The sequence below is a fragment of the Methylotuvimicrobium buryatense 5G genome (genome assembly GCF_000341735.1).
Classification (GTDB): domain Bacteria; phylum Pseudomonadota; class Gammaproteobacteria; order Methylococcales; family Methylomonadaceae; genus Methylotuvimicrobium; species Methylotuvimicrobium buryatense.
In genome coordinates this window covers 886,476-905,526 of record NZ_KB455575.1, presented here as the reverse complement: position 1 = coordinate 905,526, position 19,051 = coordinate 886,476, and the positions used below count along the sequence as shown (strand labels likewise).

General features: G+C 47.2%; 15 protein-coding genes. All 15 read right to left on the bottom strand.

Annotated features, from left to right (window positions below; translation table 11 throughout):
* Positions 1-96: 96 nt before the first annotated feature.
* Positions 97-2,229: a type VI secretion system Vgr family protein gene (locus METBU_RS0104130; RefSeq protein ID WP_017839423.1), complete on the bottom strand. Its 2,133-nt coding sequence runs from the start codon at positions 2,227-2,229 to the stop codon at positions 97-99.
* Positions 2,230-3,029: 800 nt separating this feature from the next.
* Positions 3,030-3,281: a PAAR domain-containing protein gene (locus METBU_RS0104120; protein ID WP_328285800.1), complete on the bottom strand. Its 252-nt coding sequence runs from the start codon at positions 3,279-3,281 to the stop codon at positions 3,030-3,032.
* Between the two features lie 378 nt (positions 3,282-3,659).
* Positions 3,660-4,247: a DUF6931 family protein gene (locus tag METBU_RS0104115; RefSeq protein ID WP_017839420.1), complete on the bottom strand. Its 588-nt coding sequence runs from the start codon at positions 4,245-4,247 to the stop codon at positions 3,660-3,662.
* 10 nt (positions 4,248-4,257) lie between these two features.
* Positions 4,258-6,201: a type VI secretion system Vgr family protein gene (locus METBU_RS0104110; RefSeq protein ID WP_017839419.1), complete on the bottom strand. Its 1,944-nt coding sequence runs from the start codon at positions 6,199-6,201 to the stop codon at positions 4,258-4,260.
* Positions 6,202-6,327: 126 nt separating this feature from the next.
* Positions 6,328-6,942, bottom strand: coding sequence for a hypothetical protein (locus METBU_RS0104105; RefSeq protein ID WP_017839418.1), 615 nt, complete (start codon positions 6,940-6,942; stop codon positions 6,328-6,330).
* Between the two features lie 141 nt (positions 6,943-7,083).
* Positions 7,084-7,614, bottom strand: coding sequence for a papain-like cysteine protease family protein (locus METBU_RS0104100; protein ID WP_014148418.1), 531 nt, complete (start codon positions 7,612-7,614; stop codon positions 7,084-7,086).
* 70 nt (positions 7,615-7,684) lie between these two features.
* Positions 7,685-10,402 (bottom strand): type VI secretion system ATPase TssH, encoded by a 2,718-nt coding sequence (gene tssH, locus METBU_RS0104095; protein WP_017839417.1) that lies wholly within the window; start codon positions 10,400-10,402, stop codon positions 7,685-7,687.
* A gap of 341 nt (positions 10,403-10,743) precedes the next feature.
* Complete coding sequence (gene tssG, locus METBU_RS0104090; protein ID WP_026130398.1) at positions 10,744-11,760, bottom strand: type VI secretion system baseplate subunit TssG; 1,017 nt, start codon at positions 11,758-11,760, stop codon at positions 10,744-10,746.
* On the bottom strand, positions 11,724-13,604 hold the full coding sequence (gene tssF / locus METBU_RS0104085) for a type VI secretion system baseplate subunit TssF (RefSeq protein WP_017839415.1): 1,881 nt from the start codon (positions 13,602-13,604) through the stop codon (positions 11,724-11,726). Before tssF ends, tssG begins: the two co-directional genes overlap by 37 nt.
* Positions 13,605-13,607: 3 nt before the next feature.
* Positions 13,608-14,108 carry a type VI secretion system baseplate subunit TssE gene (tssE, locus tag METBU_RS0104080; RefSeq protein WP_014148414.1) on the bottom strand — a complete coding sequence of 167 codons (501 nt, stop codon included), beginning with the start codon at positions 14,106-14,108 and terminating at the stop codon, positions 13,608-13,610.
* A gap of 3 nt (positions 14,109-14,111) precedes the next feature.
* On the bottom strand, positions 14,112-14,915 hold the full coding sequence (locus METBU_RS0104075) for a type VI secretion system accessory protein TagJ (protein ID WP_026130017.1): 804 nt from the start codon (positions 14,913-14,915) through the stop codon (positions 14,112-14,114).
* 308 nt (positions 14,916-15,223) lie between these two features.
* On the bottom strand, positions 15,224-15,715 hold the full coding sequence (locus tag METBU_RS0104070) for an Hcp family type VI secretion system effector (RefSeq protein WP_014148412.1): 492 nt from the start codon (positions 15,713-15,715) through the stop codon (positions 15,224-15,226).
* A 120-nt stretch (positions 15,716-15,835) separates the two neighbouring features.
* Positions 15,836-17,335 carry a type VI secretion system contractile sheath large subunit gene (gene tssC, locus METBU_RS0104065; RefSeq protein WP_017839413.1) on the bottom strand — a complete coding sequence of 500 codons (1,500 nt, stop codon included), beginning with the start codon at positions 17,333-17,335 and terminating at the stop codon, positions 15,836-15,838.
* Positions 17,336-17,338: 3 nt separating this feature from the next.
* Entirely contained in the window at positions 17,339-17,869 is a 531-nt protein-coding gene (tssB, locus tag METBU_RS0104060) for a type VI secretion system contractile sheath small subunit (protein WP_017839412.1), read from the bottom strand.
* Between the two features lie 47 nt (positions 17,870-17,916).
* Positions 17,917-18,969: a type VI secretion system protein TssA gene (gene tssA, locus METBU_RS0104055; protein WP_244310879.1), complete on the bottom strand. Its 1,053-nt coding sequence runs from the start codon at positions 18,967-18,969 to the stop codon at positions 17,917-17,919.
* Positions 18,970-19,051: the final 82 nt, after the last annotated feature.

Below are 19,051 nucleotides of genomic sequence, written 5' to 3'. Positions count from 1 at the left end.
TGCTCACGCCCCTTACCTACATCCATGTAGGTAAGGCCGCTATCGGAAAAAAGAGCGCGTCAGCTTACCAGCAAATGTGGCCGCGCGAAGTATATATTAATTTTGCAGGATTTTTTTACCTTTGATTACTACATTTTTGTCGGCCTTCGCATTGATTTCGCCGCTGCCTTTTATCGTAATGTTCTTGCCCTGAATCGTGATCGTGCCGTCTTTTTTCATCGTGATGCTGGCCTTGCCCGTCTTGATCACGACTTGGTCGCCGGCATCGATCGTCAGATTCTTTCCGATGCTGAGAGAATTGTCCTTGCCGACGCTGGCACTGCGATTGTTGCCTACCGTTTCATTCAGATCCTTACCTACCGTCACGGCCTGAGTCAGACCGACCGTAATGGTTTGCGCGGCGCCTACCGTAATTTCTTGTGCCGCACCGACGTTGATCATTTCGTTGACGCCGACATTGTGGGTACGGGTCAAGCCGACATTGACGACTTCGTTTTGGCCGACATTGCGCGTTCTGTTCGAGCCGACCGTGATCGACTCGTTAGAACCGACCGTTTCGGTGCGATTGACGCCGATTGTGATCGTCTCATTATTGCCGACCGTCTCGGTTCGGTCGTGCCCGACGACGGTTGTTTCATCATGATCGATGTTTTTACTGCGGTCGTTGCCTACCCAGTGCGTCTCGTTGTTTTCGACTTCGATGTCTTGATTTTTTTCAGCATGGATGAAAAGCTGTTCGGAGCCTTTCTTGTCCTCGAAACGGATTTCATTAAAATTATCAGCAGTACCTGCCTTACTACTGCGGGTCTTGATACCGCTTTGCGTTTTATTGGTTGGCAACTCATAAGGCGGCATTTGCTCGTCGTTATAGACTCGTCCGGTGATCAGAGGCCGATCCGGATCGCCTTCCAGGAAACTGACGACCACTTCTTGGCCGATGCGCGGCAACGATATCCAACCCCATTTCTTACCGGCCATCGGATGAGAAACCCTGACCCAACACGAACTGTTTTCATCGTCTTGCCCTTCCCTATCCCAATGAAACTGCACCTTGACGCGGCCGTATTTATCGGTCCAAATCTCTTCGCCTGACGGACCCACGACAATCGCAGTCTGAGAGCCGGAAACGATCGGCTTCCGAGTGAGTCTTTCCGGACGAAAAGCCTGAGCGGCATCGATCGCGGCAAAAGTACACTGGAATATCTCACCCGCTCCACTCATGCTCGATTCAAGATCGTCGCCTTGAATCGCATAAGAAGCCGACACGACGATGTGCTCCTTGTTTTCTTCCGAGAAATAGAAATCCGCGAGCGAAAACTTCATACCGGGAATCAACGCCGAAGCATTACCTTGGCCGCGTTTCAACGAATAAGCATTTTGCCGCTCTTCCAGTCGCTTATCGACCAGCTTGGTATCGACCGATGATACGGTAAATTTTCCCGGAAAGTCATAGATCTCTTGATCGCTATGCGAATAGCCGCCGGGATTGTGCTTCTTGATCGTCAAATCGGAGCTGGGCGATTCGAAATCGAAATCGTTGAGTTCGTATTTTCCTGTCGTTACCTGATTTTCCTGGAGCCATTCGAAAATATGATCGCGTTGGCGGCTGTCTGTGTTGCCGAGCGGAAAATAAGGAATGGTCTGATAACCGCTCCGAATCTGAAATGCTTTGTTCGAATCGGCGATGACCAAAGTATGTTTGCCATTGTCATGCTCGAAGAAATAAAAGATGCCTTCGTGCTCCATCAGGCGGCTGATGAAATCGAAGTCGCTTTCGCGATATTGCACGCAATAATCCAAAGGCTGATAATCGCCATCCAGTTTGTATTGAACGTCGGCGAAGGAGTAGCGGCTGAAGACTTCCTTGATGACATCGATGACCGATTTATCCTGGAATATTCGGCAATCGGCATTCAACGTCAAATACCATAGCCAAGGCCTCAACGTAGCTAGATAGGTAATATAGCGTCCGCGCAGGCCGGTATGTTTGAATTGCACGATCTCGCCGTTGATATGACGCGTCGTTCCGTTCGGCAGATCGAGATTGACGGTCATGCCCTTGCCGAGCAATCGATCGGCCTTGACGCCTCCCAGTTTTTGATCGCGAATCAGCTCGACGTCGAATTCGAACAATCGGCCGATTTCTTCCTTACCTGTCAACCGGTAGAAGATGAGCTGATCGTCTCCGAGCGGAGTCTCGGCTGTCACGGATCGATTGTTTTGGGCCATAAAACAGCTTACCTGGAAATTTGTTTAGGAACGCGCATGAAATAACTCCGACATCTGTCAATCGAGTAACCGCAACCTCTTCGGAACCGGCATTTTTACAGCATTCGCTGAAAATCTTGGAAACGGAGCGTTAGCGAAGTGAAGATTTTTAGTCCCCGATAGCCGTAGCGCCGGGTGTTTTGCCGGAGTCTGCGCGAATAGCGCAGGCGGAGGCAAAATACAAGGCATCGCGACACGGCGTAAAGCCATTTGTGGGAGTGCTACGGAGCCGCATCGAGTATACGATGATGTGGCGTAGTGGCACGGACGCAGGGCGAATCGGGGCCGCCGAAGGCAATAATCGCCAAGTCATTTTTCGCTGCTGAAATCGGACGGACCCCATTTCAGCTTTCGCGAAAAATCTTGGCGCGCTTGGTTTTGCATATCGAAAAATTAGATTTGCGAACTTTCACAGTAACGTTCATGAAGGCCTGGCCATCGCCCCGGCAAATGAAAGTTCTCTGGTGGGGAGGGTACGGTCACTCGCCCGACAGGACGCCGTGAATACATCCCTGTAGGCTCGACGGCGGCTTTCCCTGCCGCCGACGCCTGTCGGTCGAGCAACCGCACCCTCTCCGGAACCGGCATTCGCTCTGTCGAGCGCCGTATATCGAAAAATTAGATAAAGGGTCTATATCTACGAACTTTCACAGTAACTTTAGTGCTGTATCAAAAAGCTCGATATTGACCAACTCGTAATCCAAAATCGTTTGCCAACTATTGGCTTTGCCTTTTTAGCGCTAGGGCATAAAAAGAAAGCTTTAACCGCCTATTAAAACGGTCGGACAACCAGGACCGACAATGACTCCGCCGTGCGCAGTATTATCCAATAAGCGCGCTGCAGGCATGTTGCAAATCAATACCGTGGATGATCCTTTGACAATGGTATCCGGAGGTCCCACACAAGTCGCCATATCCCCGACTTTTGCGGCCGGTAAATTGCCTATCAATACGGTTGGGGTTCCAGGCGGTAAAATAGGCCCACCTATATGGGGCACTACCCCTGTAACCATAGGACAAACATGCATGTCTGTCACTCTAGCTGCTGGAAACATACTCGCTCCTTTAGGATTTCGTGATAAATAACGTCCGGGGACTATGTGCTATGTTGAGGGTTCGGTAACTCGCTTGACAGGACGCCGTGAATACGTCCTTGTAGGCTTGACGGCGGCTTTCCCTGCCGCCGACACCCGCCAATCGAGTTACCGAGCCCTCCAAGTTATTTACAACCAAATCCTTAATTGTGTTCGATCATCAAATTTCGGTTTTCACAACGTGAAGGGTTAAAAGTCCATCTCATCGGACATCTTGAGATTGAGAGAGGGAGCACGATTCCGAAATTCGAATTGGGAAAGTTATAAAACGGTTTGGCTAGCCGTTAGTTTATTTGATTACTGTACAACCTTACGACCGTCGCCACCCTTCGCAATATCAATGCCTTGCTGAATAAATGTCTGCTTTCTGTTTTTGACCTGAGCGGCACCATCTTGGGAAGCAGCCAGCATAATGGCGCCTGCAACCGCTTTTGCGGTAAGATCAGGAGCCGGAAGAACAATATTGTCATCCAAAGGTGAAAGATTATCACCGCTCCAAAATGCCGCTGTTGCCGCCCAACCGGCAGCCGTTTTAAAATCTGTCGCTTCCGCAGCAATAAAAGCGGCTTTAGCATTTTCTTGAATAGGCTTATACACCCAAGCTTCGGCCGACTCCACCGCCTTCGCATCCTTTGGATTCATTTGAGTACTTTGACAACTACGAGCACACAAGCAAGCCCACCATGTCGCTTCTCTTTTGGGTAAGCCATAAGCGATAAAATTAATACAATCAGTGAAACATTCTTCTTGTATTAATTTTTCAATAAATTCAGCAGGCGTGACGTCTTGAGTTAATAACGATTGACCTAATTCGCTTAACTCGAACAACCCAGAGATTTCGGAAGCCTTTTCTTGTTTTATTTTTATTAAATTTATTTCAGTCATTGCCCATACGCTAGTTAATTTTTGTCAAGCCGCCCTGCAGAATCAACATGCCGTCTCCTTTGACCGTGGTCATTGGGCTCTTTATTTCAGACATCGCACTGCCCTCCACTTTTATCATAGTTCCTTTGATCGTGATCCCTGCTTGGGTGATTTCGATACTGCTGCCGCCCACTTTGAGCTCAATGGATTGCATCGCTTCAATCGTGCTTTTACCGGAATCAATCTTGATCGAATGATTGCCGGTCGATACCTTCAAGTCATAATTACCCTGATCGATCTCGATGTTACGATTGCCTGTTTCAATTTTCAACTTATCGTTGCCGTCGTGCAAAGTAACGGTTCTATCGTTTTGGATCTCGATCGTTTGATCGCCCTTGTCTTTTTTATCTAAACCGATCTTGCGAGTCTCGTTATTTTCGATTACACAATTAAGGTCTTTTTCGGCGTGGATGTAAACCTCTTCCTCGCCTTTTTTGTCCTCGAAACGTAATTCGTTGAAGTTATCGGCCGTACCTTCTTTTGAACTGCGGGTCTTGATACCGCTTTGGGTTTTGTTAGAAGGTAAATCATAAGGCGGCATTTGATCGTCGTTGTAAACTCTCCCGGTTATCAACGGACGGTCCGGATCGCCCTCTAAAAAACTGACGACGACTTCTTGACCGATCCGCGGCAAAGAAACCCAACCCCATTTCTTACCGGCCATCGGCTGAGAAACCCTGACCCAACACGAGCTATTTTCATCGTCTTGCCCTTCCCTGTCCCAATGAAACTGGACCTTGACGCGGCCGTATTTATCGGTCCAAATCTCCTCACCCGACGGGCCGACGACAATCGCGGTCTGCGACCCTGAAACCGAAGGTTTGGGTGTCGATCTGAGCGATCGAAAGGCTTGCTTTGCATCGATCGCGTCGAAACTGCATTGAAAAATCTCACCGCCTCCACCCATACCTGAAACGCTATCGTCGCCTTGAATAATATAGGATGCCGACACAACGACATGTTCGATGTTTTCTTCGTCAAAATAAAAATCGCTTAGTGTGAATTTCATACCGGGAATGAGGCCCAAAGCATTGCCTTGACCGCGCTTAATGGAATAGGCATTTTGCCGCTCTTCCAAGCGCTTATCGACCAGCTTGCTGTCTACCGTTGATGACGAGAATTTTCCTGGAAAATCGTAGACTTCCTGTCCGGAATGAGAATACCCCCCCGGATTATGTTTTTTGATCGTTAAATCGGAGCTTGGCGTTTCGAAATCGAAATCATTCAATTCGAATTTACCTGCCGTGACTTGATTCTCTTGAAGCCACTCGTGAATATGATCGCGCTCACGGCTCTCGATATTTCCCTGAGGCATATAAGGAATGGACCGATAGCCGCTTTGAGTTTCGAAAGCTTTATTCGAATCGGTAATTACTAATTTATGTTTACCGTCTTGATGCTCGAAGTAATAAAAGATGCCGTCGTGTTCCATCAAGCGACTAATGAAATCGAAATCGCTTTCTCTATATTGAACGCAATAATCCAAGGTTTTGTATTCGCCGTCCAATTTATAAAGAACATCGGCAAAAGCATAGTTGTCTAATACCGCTTTGATGACTTCGATAACCGATTTATCTTGAAAAATTCGGCAATCGGCATTTAAGGTTAAATACCATAACCAAGGCCTTAATGTTGCACGGTAACAACTGAAGCGACTACGGAGCCCTATATGCTTGAATTGCACGATCTCACCGTTAAAAAACCGCGTGCCCCCGTTGGGCAGATCCAGCTTGACTGTCATTCCTTTGCCCAACAATTGATCGGCTTTAACACTGCCCAGTTTCAGATCGCGCACTAACTCAACCTCAAACTCGAACAATCTGCCGATGGATTCTGTCCCCGTCATACGATAGAAAACCAGCTGATCATCGCCTAAAGGAGTATCGGCAGTAACGGATCTATTGTTTTGTGCCATGATTTATAAAATTCCGGTTATAAAGTGGTCTAACAGAGGCGACTGAAAAAACTGGTTTTATTGGCTCGTTTATATCAAGGTTTTTAGCTTATATGCTGTCAGTTTCATTGCTTACTTAACTTAATTTCAGACTGGAAACACTCCAATCAATGTCTTAATAATACCGTTTGCGCCAACACCCATTTTGGTAAGCTGGTAATAAAAACTCCATTGCCTAGTTTTTGAGTTACGGACACCAAAAGTGATCACATGAACAGGATCTTTATCCGAGCCCATATACATATGCGGGCTCACGATCGTACTTCCCAGTTTGCTGCCCTTCAAGATAGCGTCCTGTTTGTTCCATGCATTATTTTGCGATTTCATATTAATGTGAGCGACATAGCGTGAACCATCCTCGGCTGGAGAACCAACGCCAAAGCTGCAACCGTTCATCGGCGCAGTAAACATGATATTTGCAGCATTGCTTACTGTCGTAGACTGAATAGAGTCATCCTGATAAGGGCACCAATATATTTCCATTATGCCCTCAGCATTCCCTCCATTACCTGCAGGCCGAGCCATATAAGTTGCAATCTGCGCCCCTGGACGTTCGAGACTACTTGCAAGACCATTAAGTTTTTCCAGAGTAAAAAATTTTTTACCTCCTGTTTTATTAACATCACCTCCTTCAGGAGTTGAAACGATGTTATTTTGCATAAACTCAACAGGGTCAGAAAGAAAGCGATCTACAGCTGGCATAAATACCTCAATTTTATGAATAATAATTTTATCGACTACCTAAGAATTCGGTCATCAATAACTTCTCTTAATCGGCAATGCGACTATCAAGGTGAACTTTAGAATAGGTTCTTGTCCGCAAAAACCAGTGAGATAAATTTATCAACCTTGATGTGGTTTTCCTTTTTTTCGCATCAATGCGCGGTTCCCCCACATTAATTTGCTGTTAAAATTATTTAACGACATCCGAGAATTTGGCGCGTTTTCCGGGTCGTGATAAATCACTTCATTTGCTTCAGAGTCTATACCAATAACAACTGAAACATGAGCCCCCGGAGCCCACCAAGACATCATTAAAGGTCCATACTCTTTAAGCATTTTCGCAAGTTGCCAATTTTTCCATTTTTTATCAGCCGGTTCAGGGACTTCTTCTAATCCTTCGTTCTGCATCATTTTTAATTCAGCATCACCACCTATAGGAAAATGTCCGACATCTGTACCGTGTTTAAGTTTGTCTAGAGGACGTTTAAATAATTCCGGGTTACCTAACCGAGGCCCTGCTTCAAAATAAAAACCAACCATGCACAAACTGGCATACCAGCATCCAGTTGGATCATCCCGTCCGTGATGTTTACCGATCTCTGCGCCAATACCAAGTTGTGTGACAAATGGTACATTTAGATAAAAAGACATAAGATACACCCCTTTGTATTATTTGCATTAACGACTTTAAGAAACGAGTATTCCCAATAAGTAGTTTGATTCAAAACTCATAAATAAACTCTCCATTCGCCACACCGACATGCACCCTTTCAATCGTCTTACCTTCCATCATCCGCGTTAAAAACTCGGAGCTGATACTGGGCAAAACCGTATTGGTCAATATCGCATCGATCATGCGGCCGCCGCTTTCGACTTCGGTACAGCGTTCGGCTATCAATTTAATAACATCCTCATCATAACTGAACGGTACCTTATGATTTTCAACAATACGTTTTTCGATACGTTTTAACTGCAATTTCGCGATTGCGGCGATCATTTCGTCGCTTAACGGGTAATATGGAATAACGACCAGACGGCCCAACAATGCCGGCGGAAAGACTTTTAGCAACGGTTCCCTCAAGGCTTTGGCAATGCCTTCAGGCTCCGGCATCAAATCCGGATCTTTACAGAGATTGGCGATCAGCTCGGTACCGGCATTGGTAGTCAAAAGAATCAGCGTATTTTTGAAGTCGATGACCCGGCCTTCACCGTCTTCCATCCAGCCTTTATCGAAAACCTGGAAGAAAATTTCATGAACGTCCGGATGCGCTTTTTCGACTTCATCGAGCAGCACGACCGAATAGGGTCTTCGTCGAACAGCTTCGGTCAACACCCCGCCTTCGCCGTAGCCGACATACCCCGGAGGAGCACCTTTCAGCGTCGACACGGTATGCGCTTCCTGGTATTCGCTCATGTTAATTGTGATGACATTCTGCTCGCCGCCGTACAAGGCTTCGGCCAAGGCCAGGGCTGTTTCGGTTTTTCCGACTCCCGACGTACCGGCCAGCATGAACACGCCGATCGGTTTATTCGGATTATCGAGGCCAGCGCGCGAGGTTTGTATGCGCCGCGCTATCATTTCCAACGCATGACGTTGTCCGATGATGCGCTGCTCGATGGCATCGGCCAGATGAATGATGGTCTCGATTTCATTCTTGACCATACGCCCGACTGGAATTCCGGTCCAATCGCCGACGACGGAAGCCACGGCTTGAGCATCGACGCTCGGTAAAATCAACGGCGATTCGCCTTGCAAATCATGCAATTGAGATAGCAAGTTTTTTAAATCCTCAAGCAGACCATTGCGTGTTGCCGATTCGGAATCGACTCCCGCAACTTCGTCAACCGCCTTTTCGAGTTTGCTGTCGGTCCCCTCGACTTTACCGCCCTGTTCTCGCAGTTTTTGACGAATATCTAAAATGTTTTTTACGAGCTCACGTTCGTTATTCCAGCGCTCTTCTAACAACGCCAAGCGATCTTTTTCGGCTTTAAGTTTTTCCAGAACAATCGTTTCGCGGTCTTTGATATCGACGCCAACCGACTTTTCTCTGCCGATGATCGCCAATTCCGTATCCAATCCGTTAATCCGTTTTCGGCAATCATCGACTGCGGCAGGAACGGCATGCTGGCTGATTGCTACGCGTGCCGATGCAGTATCTAGCAAACTAACCGATTTATCGGGCAACTGCCTGGCGGGAATATATCGGTGAGACAGCTTTACCGCAGCTTCCAGAGCCTCATCGAGTATTTGAACCTGATGGTGTTTTTCCATGACCGATGCGACACCTCGCATCATCAGTATCGCTTTTTCCTCATTCGGCTCCAGTACTTGCACGACTTGAAAGCGCCGCGTCAATGCCGGATCTTTTTCTATATGTTTCTTATATTCGGCCCAAGTCGTAGCCGCGACGGTTCTGAGCGTACCTCGAGCCAGAGCCGGTTTTAAAAGATTCGCTGCATCGCCGGTGCCGGCTGCGCCGCCAGCGCCGACCAAGGTATGCGCTTCGTCGATAAACAAAATGATAGGTTTTTCGGATGATTGCACTTCCTCGATCACTTGACGTAAGCGGTTCTCGAATTCGCCTTTCATACTGGCGCCTGCCTGCAGCAAACCGACATCAAGCGTACGCAACGTGACGTCCAGCAAGGACGGCGGCACGTCCCCGGCGACGATCTTCTGCGCGAAGCCTTCAACGACGGCAGTTTTGCCGACGCCGGCCTCGCCAGTCAATATCGGGTTGTTTTGACGTCGACGCATCAAAATATCGATGACCTGCCGGATTTCTTCATCGCGCCCAACGATCGGGTCCATCTTGCCTTGTCGCGCCTGTTCGGTTAAATCGACAGTGAATTGTTTCAAGGCTTCTTGTTTACCCATCTGCGCCGGCGACATCGCGCCGCTGGCTTCGCCCGGAACAGCCCCTCCTCCGACTTGAAAACCGTCGCTTGAATGCAGACCTTCTTCAGGCGAGCCGCTGACAATCTCCGCGAAACGTTCGGTTAAGGTATCCGGCTTGACTTTTCCAAATTCGTTGGAAATTTCGAGCAAGGCATGATTCAAACCCTTCGTTTTAAGAATGCCGACAACCAAATGTCCCGAACGTACCTGCGATTCGCCGAACATTAATGTACCGTATACCCATCCTCTCTCGACAGCCTCTTCGACATGCGACGATAAATCGGAAATCGATGTAGAGCCTCTTGGGAGGCGATCCAAAGATTCGGTAAAGTCGCGCGCCAATTTGGAGGGGTCGAGATTGAATTGACGAATGATTTTATGGAGATCCGAGTCTTGCAACTGAAGAATCTGATGCAACCAATGCGTTAATTCTACATAAGGATTGCCGCGCATTTTACAAAACACGGTAGCGCCCTCTATGGATTTGTAGCACACTTTATTCAGCTTACCGAATAACGCGACACGGCTGATATCGCCCATAACTCACTCCCAAAATAATCATTGAATTGACCCGTATAAAGATCTGCGCTCAAACAACGGCACCTGTTATCACTTAAAAACATGCAAATGAAAAACTCTACAGCACTCAGCTTTCTAGCGGTTCGGTGACTCGCTTGACAGAACGTCTTGAATACGTCCTTGTATGCTTTACGGCGGATATTCTTGCCGCCGACACCTGTTAAGCAAGCCACCGAACCCTATTCCAAAAGTTGTCGTAGCTATTTCATGCTCGTTCCTTGGTTTTCAGGCAAAATCTAGACACAAATTCCGCTGACTGCTCACTGTTTACTGTTTACTGCTCACCAGCTTATATCGACTCATTACCGTATCGGATTCAGCAACAGATCGTTCGCATCTTCAGTGCTGTGCCGCTCGCCAAGCCAGCTAGTCCAACCCAGTCGCGTGCAGCCGTCCAATTGACTCATCGGTACCTCGTCATTTTTCAAGATTAGATTAACATCCCAATCGAACTCAAAGCCGCTGTAGTTTCGTACGATCGCAATCAGTTTTTCCAATCGCTGACCGGAAGGCAGCAAACTGACATACTCTGTTAGGGTCAAAGGCCCGAACAGAATCCGGAATTTATGCTGACAACTCCAAACTCTGGAGCCCAATACGACCGACTCGCCCAATCTACCGGTTTGGGCCGATTCACCCAATCGGGTCAAATCCTCGTTTTCTATCTGTAACCATTCGCCGATGAACTCATTGAGTCGCACCGGTAATTTATAGAAATCGGCCAGGATAGCGACCAGCCCGTCGGCATTTTTAGCCTGATTCGCTAAATGGCCTATGTAATGAAACTTGGCCAGATCCGGCATCGCATCGCGATCTTGAAACACTTCATCGCCGATCCCGGCTAACCCTCCTAAATAATCGCCAAATCGGTTTTGGTCAGGTCGGTCGAAACTGAAAGCAGGTTCGGCATCCGCTTTGGCGCGATAGAACAACGCAACCATGCGGTGATGAAAAATATCGCCAAATCGGGCCAGAGTATGATCATGAAAATTATGCTCCCGGCTTCGCACATATTCGGTCAGATGCAAGGGCATCGGACCGTTGGGTCCGAACAGTCCTAAAAAACGCTGTGTCAATCGGGCCGGCTTCCCTTCGTGAGCCGTAATAAATTGACTCAATGTCGACGACTCAAATGCCATGGAGACTTCTTGACCAAACCTTACCGCGTCGTCTACAGGCCGACTGGATTGTCCTATCAAAGGTTTATCGTCATGACTACATTCAATCAACCGTAAGGCATGAAAAAAATCATACTGATGCGGCTGTTCGAGTAAACCTTCGATTAAATCGTTTTTCTTCGACCTATTCTCGCCGGCCATCTAATGATTTCTCCCCGATCCGGGGACTTGACCACGGTTTCGGTAAACGAGTTAATTGAAACATAGCGGGCTAAAAAATTTTCCAGCACTGCTCCCATCAAGAAGACGCCGCTGCCTTCAAAAGCAGACTCTTCGAAGTTCAAGGTTATTTCTAAGCCGCGCCCAAAAACGATAGGGCCGGCCGTATTGATCCGCCTGACGATATCTTTCGCTTGAATCGACAACAATCCCTCGATCTGATTAGTAATAGCGGCAACATTGTATTCGCTATATAACTTCAATAAACTTCTCAGAGCGACGGCACCTTCTTTGTCATTACGGTCGATTAAACTTAAATAGTTCATCGACAAATGATTGATTAAACTCCAATTGACATTGCCATAGGCGGTCGACGACCGAGGTTTAGTGGGACCTGAAAGGCAACGGATGTTTTGTACCGGCGCGCCCTTCTGCATCGTGAAGTCGGTTTTTCCTCCGCCCAACGGCATCAGCAACGGTAAATCGCGATTACTACAAAGCGCCTTGATCGATAGTTGTTTAAGGTCGTTACTGTAAGGCGCCGATTGCCCGTCGACCAGCGTAATAAAGGTCTCATTGCCGATATAACTCGATCGCGGTCCTTGACGTTTTTGTTTCGACGAAGCTATCCGTTGTTGCCGATGTAACGAATAATAAGCAGGCCGGACGTCATGGCTGCGTTCGTCGCTGTATCGATAAAACGGCTGAAATTCCTTTTTTTCATTGACGCCCCCGCTCCCAATGCCAATGACCTCCTTGACTTGGCAAATTTCAAAGTCCATCGGTCTGGAGCGGTCCGGAATGATATGAAATTCGGACGACTTCCGATCGATATAAATAGGATCGGCATGCTTGGGAAACAGATTGATCGCCGGAGTACAAAACAACGCAAATTGAGATCTATCGACGGCATTAATCAGTTTTGCGTGACTTCGTTTTAGCAGAACGATTAAATCCATCTCTTCGGCATCGCACTGATTCAACGCTTGAGCGAAACCGTTAAATTCTGCAAACATAAAGCGTTCCGGAAAGGCAAAATATTCTTGCAGAAGACGGTACCCCTGGAAAGAACGAGGCGAATAATTGAGCAAGGCTTCTTCATCGGAAAAGCCTATCCGGGTTACCGCATTATCTTTGACTAAATGTTGCCAGCGATAAGGTTTTTCGGTCGGCTGCATGCAAACGGCTAACGAATCGCCAATCAATTGTTCATACAAGTGCATCGGCAATTCGCCATGCCCTCTTAAAAAAACGGGTAAGGAATCCAATTTTAACTCATTGAATTTCAAACCTGCCGTGGTTTTGAGCCGGATGCGAATCGCGGCTTTTACCCCGGTCAGATTATGTGCGCAGAGGTTTGCCACGGCCCCAAGATTGGGCAGATATTCCGCTTCGTGGATTTGTAAAGGCCAAAGTTTGATTTCGTGCGCGGTGCGATATTCGCAGGGGGTTTGTTCGCCTTTTGTCGTCTGGCTGCGTAACGCGGTTGCTCTTTCTATCGTAAAACCTTCATTTAACGAACCTTCCGTTAAATCGGGTTGAAATTGCACGACGGCCATAGACGGTGTCGGCTCGAGATAATTCGGATAGATCATTTCCAGCAAATGCTGGGTAAATCGGGGAAACTCGGCATCGAGCTTCAATTGGACGCGTGCCGCCAAAAAGGCAAATCCTTCTAATAATCTTTCGACATAAGGATCGGCGCATTCAAAGCTATCCATACCCAAGCGCGCTGCAATCTTAGGGAACTCGACGGCGAATTCGCCGCCCATTTCCCTCAAATGGTGCAGTTCCGTGTTGTAATAGCGCAATAATTTCGGGTCCATGCCTTAACCGCCCATGTCGCGTAGATTCACGTCGCCGGTCAATACATCGATCTCAGTCCGTAAATAAAGATGTATCGGAAGGGGCTGCGCCCAAAGATTGGCCTCGATGTCGAAACTGATAGCTTGATGACTCATGACATCCGCCGACAATACTTTAACCGACAAACTATTGGGAAGAATTCGCGGCTCAAAGACGGAAATGGCTTGTTTAAGTTTTCTTTCTATATTGGTCAAGTCCGCGCCGACCACGGAAGTACCTGCTAGATTTTGTATGCCGAAATTGATAACCGACTGAGCGACTTCCGGATAATCCGTTAAATCGGCAACGGATTCGAACGAATCGGCATTCAATAGCCAGGAAACGTCGCGCAGGACCGACTGCCTCAATCTCTGCATCGATAACACCCGCTTATCTCTGGATTCAACCCGATTGTTCGGCTCATCATCCGTCAATCGATCGAGTAACGAAGGTTGGAGGCGTTCTTTTTGGGTTAATTCGGCCATGACTTATATGTTATCAGTGCCATCAAAACTAATTTCACGGACATCCATCAAGGCATAATCATTGTGATTAGTGCTTAATAAGCGCTGTCCCAGACCGATGAATAACCCATCATGCGGTTCTTGCCATTCGGTCTTGCGCGCCAGTTGAATAGCCGCATCCGGATTAGTTTCGGAGTTGACATAACGTGTCGGAATAAACCCGACCGCTTCGCCGCCATTTTGCCAAGCAAAATGCACAGGCATCCAAACCAAATCGCGCAGGTCTTCGGGCAATTCTATTTGGATAGTGTTGATATGTTGAAAAGGAACCCAATAATATTGCCCATTAATGATTGCTTCGAGCATGGGGCCGAGCCGGACATCGGCATCCGCCAACCAGTCAAAACGTTCGCCATCAATTGAACCGGCCGTGGCCGGAGCGCCATCAAAAGCTTGATTGCGCAGGTTTTGAGCCTCCTGGTATTTTTCTTGCGCAGCGAGGTTGAGAGATTGCAACAACAAGGCCATCCATTGTTGAGGCTCGCCAAAAATCAACGGTGTTTTCAAGCCTGAGAAAACTTCTTTACGCAATACTTCGCAACGAAGTGCCTCACGATAGGTTTGTACCATCGCCAGAGTTGCCGCATCCATGTCAGCCAAGACATTGAGTTGGGTCAACGCTCTTTCCCATTGACCTATAACCGATAATAATTGAAAGAGGAAAATTCTATTTTTGACATTGGCTGGATCTTTTCTCACGGCCTGTTGAATGTCGGCCAATGCTTGTTCAAGATTACCGTCTTTCAATGCTTGTTCACTGCTTAACATGTATCGGTCCTCGGCTAGCGTCATTCCATATACCTTTCGCACTTCAAATTTCGGTTGTATCCAAGAAGGTACCAGGGTGTCCGGCAAAGGCTTTGTCAGCATGGAGCTGGCATAGAGCCTACGTGGACGTATTTACGGCGTCCTTTGACGGGCACCCCGGTGCCGAATTTTGATCTACGATGAGTATAGATAAAAAGTGGGCGGCACAAACCGCCCATTCTGAAGTATGAGTAGCTCCTTTAATTCATTCGCCTAGCTGAACTTTCAAAAAAATACTACAACCACTATTCAGCTAGAACGGGGAGTTATCAGATTTTATTTTTGGCTTTATTGGTTTTTAAATCATAACCTTTAGCTTCGCCTTTTTTAACAGTTCCGCCTTCTTCGAATTGGTTATATTGTAATGTGATGCCAACATAGTTTATGGAAAAGGATTCATTCGGTCTTTCACCTCCACTGCTCATGCTATAGCTGCTGATCAGCGGTTTTTCTAAAATAATTTCCACAAACTCTTGTCCGGAAACATCTTTTCCGCCTGTTTGAATAAAATGAAAAGTCGCTTTATCCAACGTTTTACCGCAGGCCGCTTCCTGCATTAACTGAGCAGAGGCAATATCCATACTTTTAGTGCATGTGACTTCGGAAAAGGATGGATTACTGGTATCACGGTCGGCGCCGGTTCCGCTAGAACTTACGGCGCGCCCGGTCCCCCATTGCACTGAATCTATGGTTATCCAACCATCATGCTTATCTACTTTGGAATCGCCTTTCAATTCGGGTTCAAATTTTAATAAGATCATTGTTTATCCTCATAATTTACAGAAATAAATAGAATTACAAACTGCTGATGAATAATCTCAAAAAGGATTTAACCAATTTCCAAGAGAGTTTATCTATCGCTTAAACCCCTCTTACAATCATCAGCCGCCTTTTTGTGAAGGCAATTTGGAAGTGAGTCGTAAGGAAACAGTCAAGCCTTCCAACTGATAATGCGGTCTCAAATAAAATTTAGACGCATAGTACCCCGGATTACCTTCGACTTCTTCAACGACCACCTCTGCGGCAGACAAAGGACGAATGGCTTTATCCTCTTCCGTCGCCAATGCCGGATTGGTCAAAACGTAATTACTGATCCAGCTATTGAGCCATCTTTCCATATCGGCACGCTCTTTGAATGAACCGATTTTATCCCTAACGATACATTTCAAATAATGCGCGAATCGGCAAGTTGCGAACAAATACGGCAATCTCGCAGCCAGGTTGGCATTTGCCGTTGCATCGGGATCGTCGTATTCGGCCGGTTTATGCAGCGACTGCGCACCGATAAATGCGGCGAAATCCGAGTTTTTCTTGTGAATCAATGGCATAAATCCGGATTTAGCCAATTCCGCTTCGCGGCGGTCGCTGATCGCGATCTCGGTCGGGCATTTCATATCGACGCCGCCGTCATCGGTCGGAAAGGTATGGACCGGTAAACCTTCGACCGCACCGCCGGATTCTATGCCGCGAATTCTTGAACACCAGCCATAAAGTTTAAATGAGCGGTTAATGTTGGTCGCCATCGCATAGGCCGCGTTAGACCAAGTATAATTGGCGCTGTTGGCCGCTTCGGTATCTTCTTCGAAATCGAATTCCTCGACCGGGTCAGTTTTTGCTCCATAAGGCAGACGGGACAAAAATCTCGGCATCGCCATTCCCAAATATTTGGAATCGTCGGAATCTCGTAACGATCGCCAAGCCGCATACTCGGGGGTGGAAAAGATTTTGGTCAAATCTCTAGGGTTAGCTAATTCACCCCATGAGTCCATTTGCAATGTAGTCGGCGACAAACCTGTAATAAACGGCGCATGGGATGCGGCGGAAATTTTCGCAATTTGATTCAAGAGTTCGACGTCGGGTGGTGAATGATCAAAATAATAGTCTCCCATTAAACAGCCGAAGGGTTCGCCACCGAATTGACCATATTCTTCTTCATACAATTTTTTGAACAAAGGACTCTGATCCCAAGCCGTCCCTTTGAACTTCTTGAGCGTCTTACCCAACTCATTCTTTGAGATGTTCATGACCCGAATTTTAAGCATCTCGTCGGTTTCGGTATTGTTGACCAGGTAATGCAGTCCTCGCCAAGTCCCTTCTAGTTTTTTAAAGTCTTCATGATGAAGTATTTTGTTGATTTGTTCGGTCAGTTTACTGTCGATTTGCGCGATGATAGCCTCGATCGAAGCTATCGCATCGTCGGATACCAACGAAGTGTCCTTTAAAACAAACTCGGCCAGCGTTTGAACTGCATTTTCGACTTCTTGTTTCGCTCGATCGGATTTCGGTTTAAATTCTTTGTTCAATAAAGCCGAAAAATCACTGACTTCAGCGACCTCTCCGGTCGTCACTTGTGCTTCTGTTGCCTGTTCTGCTTCAGCCATGGTTTACTCTCCCCCTTCCTCGGTTTTTGCTTCGGCTGTATCGGCCGGCTTCGGCGCTGCGGTCAGCGACTGCAATAAAGCCGGATCATTGATTACTTTCGCTATCAATTCCTCGGCGCCGCCTTTACCATCCATGTAAGTGACTAAATTAGCCAATTGCGTTCTCGCTTCCAGCAATTTATTGAGTCCATCTACTTTTCTTGCCACGGCCGCCGGCGAAAAATCATCCATGCTTTCGAAAGTAAGATCGACATTCAAATTGCCTTCGCCTGTTAAGGTGTTGGGTACTGTAAATGCGACCCGAGGTTTCATTGCCTTCAATCGTTCATTGAAATTGTCGACATCGATTTCGAGCATTTTTCGGTCCGCGACAGGCGCCAATGGATCGGCAGGTTTTCCCGACAGATCCGCGAGTACTCCCATCACGAAAGGCAATTGAACCTTTTTCTCCGCGCCATAGAGTTCGACATCGTATTCGATTTGTACTCGCGGCGCGCGATTACGCGCGATAAATTTTTGACTGCTTTCAGCCATTTAACACCTCCTCGATAGAAATTTGTAACAGAAATTCCGAGCCTAATTTATTCATCTTCACTCTTAGCCCCCATGATGATACTGGCTTGGCTAACGCCGTCCGGCGCAATATCCATGAGTGCATCCATGAAACTTTTTCCGACTAGCCGCTGCGCCCGCTCAAGAAGCAACGGTACAGGACTCGACGGTTCGTTTTTTTTGTAATAGTCGCAAATCAACTTGAGCGCATTGATGACGTCTTGACTGTTGTTGATCGCACCTGATATCGACTTTTGGGAAGCTTGAGGTTTGCTTGTTATTTCGCTTGTGCTTTCGATCTCGGACGGCGAGGCTTCGATGTCGTCGACCCCGCGTGACTCCAGCCAGCCCGATAACAAATGCACGAACTCCTTCAATAAGTGCCTAAGCGCATCGAAGTTAGGAGCATTGTTGATACCGACGTGCTTAGTAACGAAGTCTTCCAAACTATTCAGGCTATCGGTGCTTGCCACGATCGATGCCAAATTACTTTGTAATGCAACAATATCGCTATCTTGAACGGCGGCTTCGATAGTCCCTAATTTCGGCGCATTCTCACCCTCGGAAACCGTCATTTTCTCGGAGGCTATCATGACATCGCGAAAACAAAAACGGCCTAATGCTTTCGACTCGACTAAATCGACAAGCTGCAAAGGACGCAACATCGTTTCATGATCGCATAAAGCCATCAAAATATTGACGCGTTCCGTGGGATCGTTGTCGTCATCGGGATCGAGCCGAGGGTATAAAACTTCCCAGCGCTTTGCCAACAATGTGTCGATTAACTTTAATCCTTCGCTAAGACCGGTAAGTCCTTCGAGCGCAACCAAGGCGCGCAAGTAATAAACCAGGATTCTTAAATCGCGGGTTCGTGCTAATAAGGCTTCGGCGCTTTTTTTAATTTCCCGCCAGTCCGGCGGTTCGGCTTCTTGAATGGTATCGCCGATTTGCTGTTCGGGCTTGCCGATTATGTCTTGCTCCAACGCGATAAAAGCGGGATCGTATTCCAGATCGTCACCGCAAACATTATTAGGATCGATGTCCTGTAAATATTTTTCGATATCAATACTCAATGCACTCACTCCTTAAACGACAATTGTATTCAACCTAAATTCGGCAGTTTAACCATGGAGCTCATGAAGTATTTCAAGAGATTACCTAAAC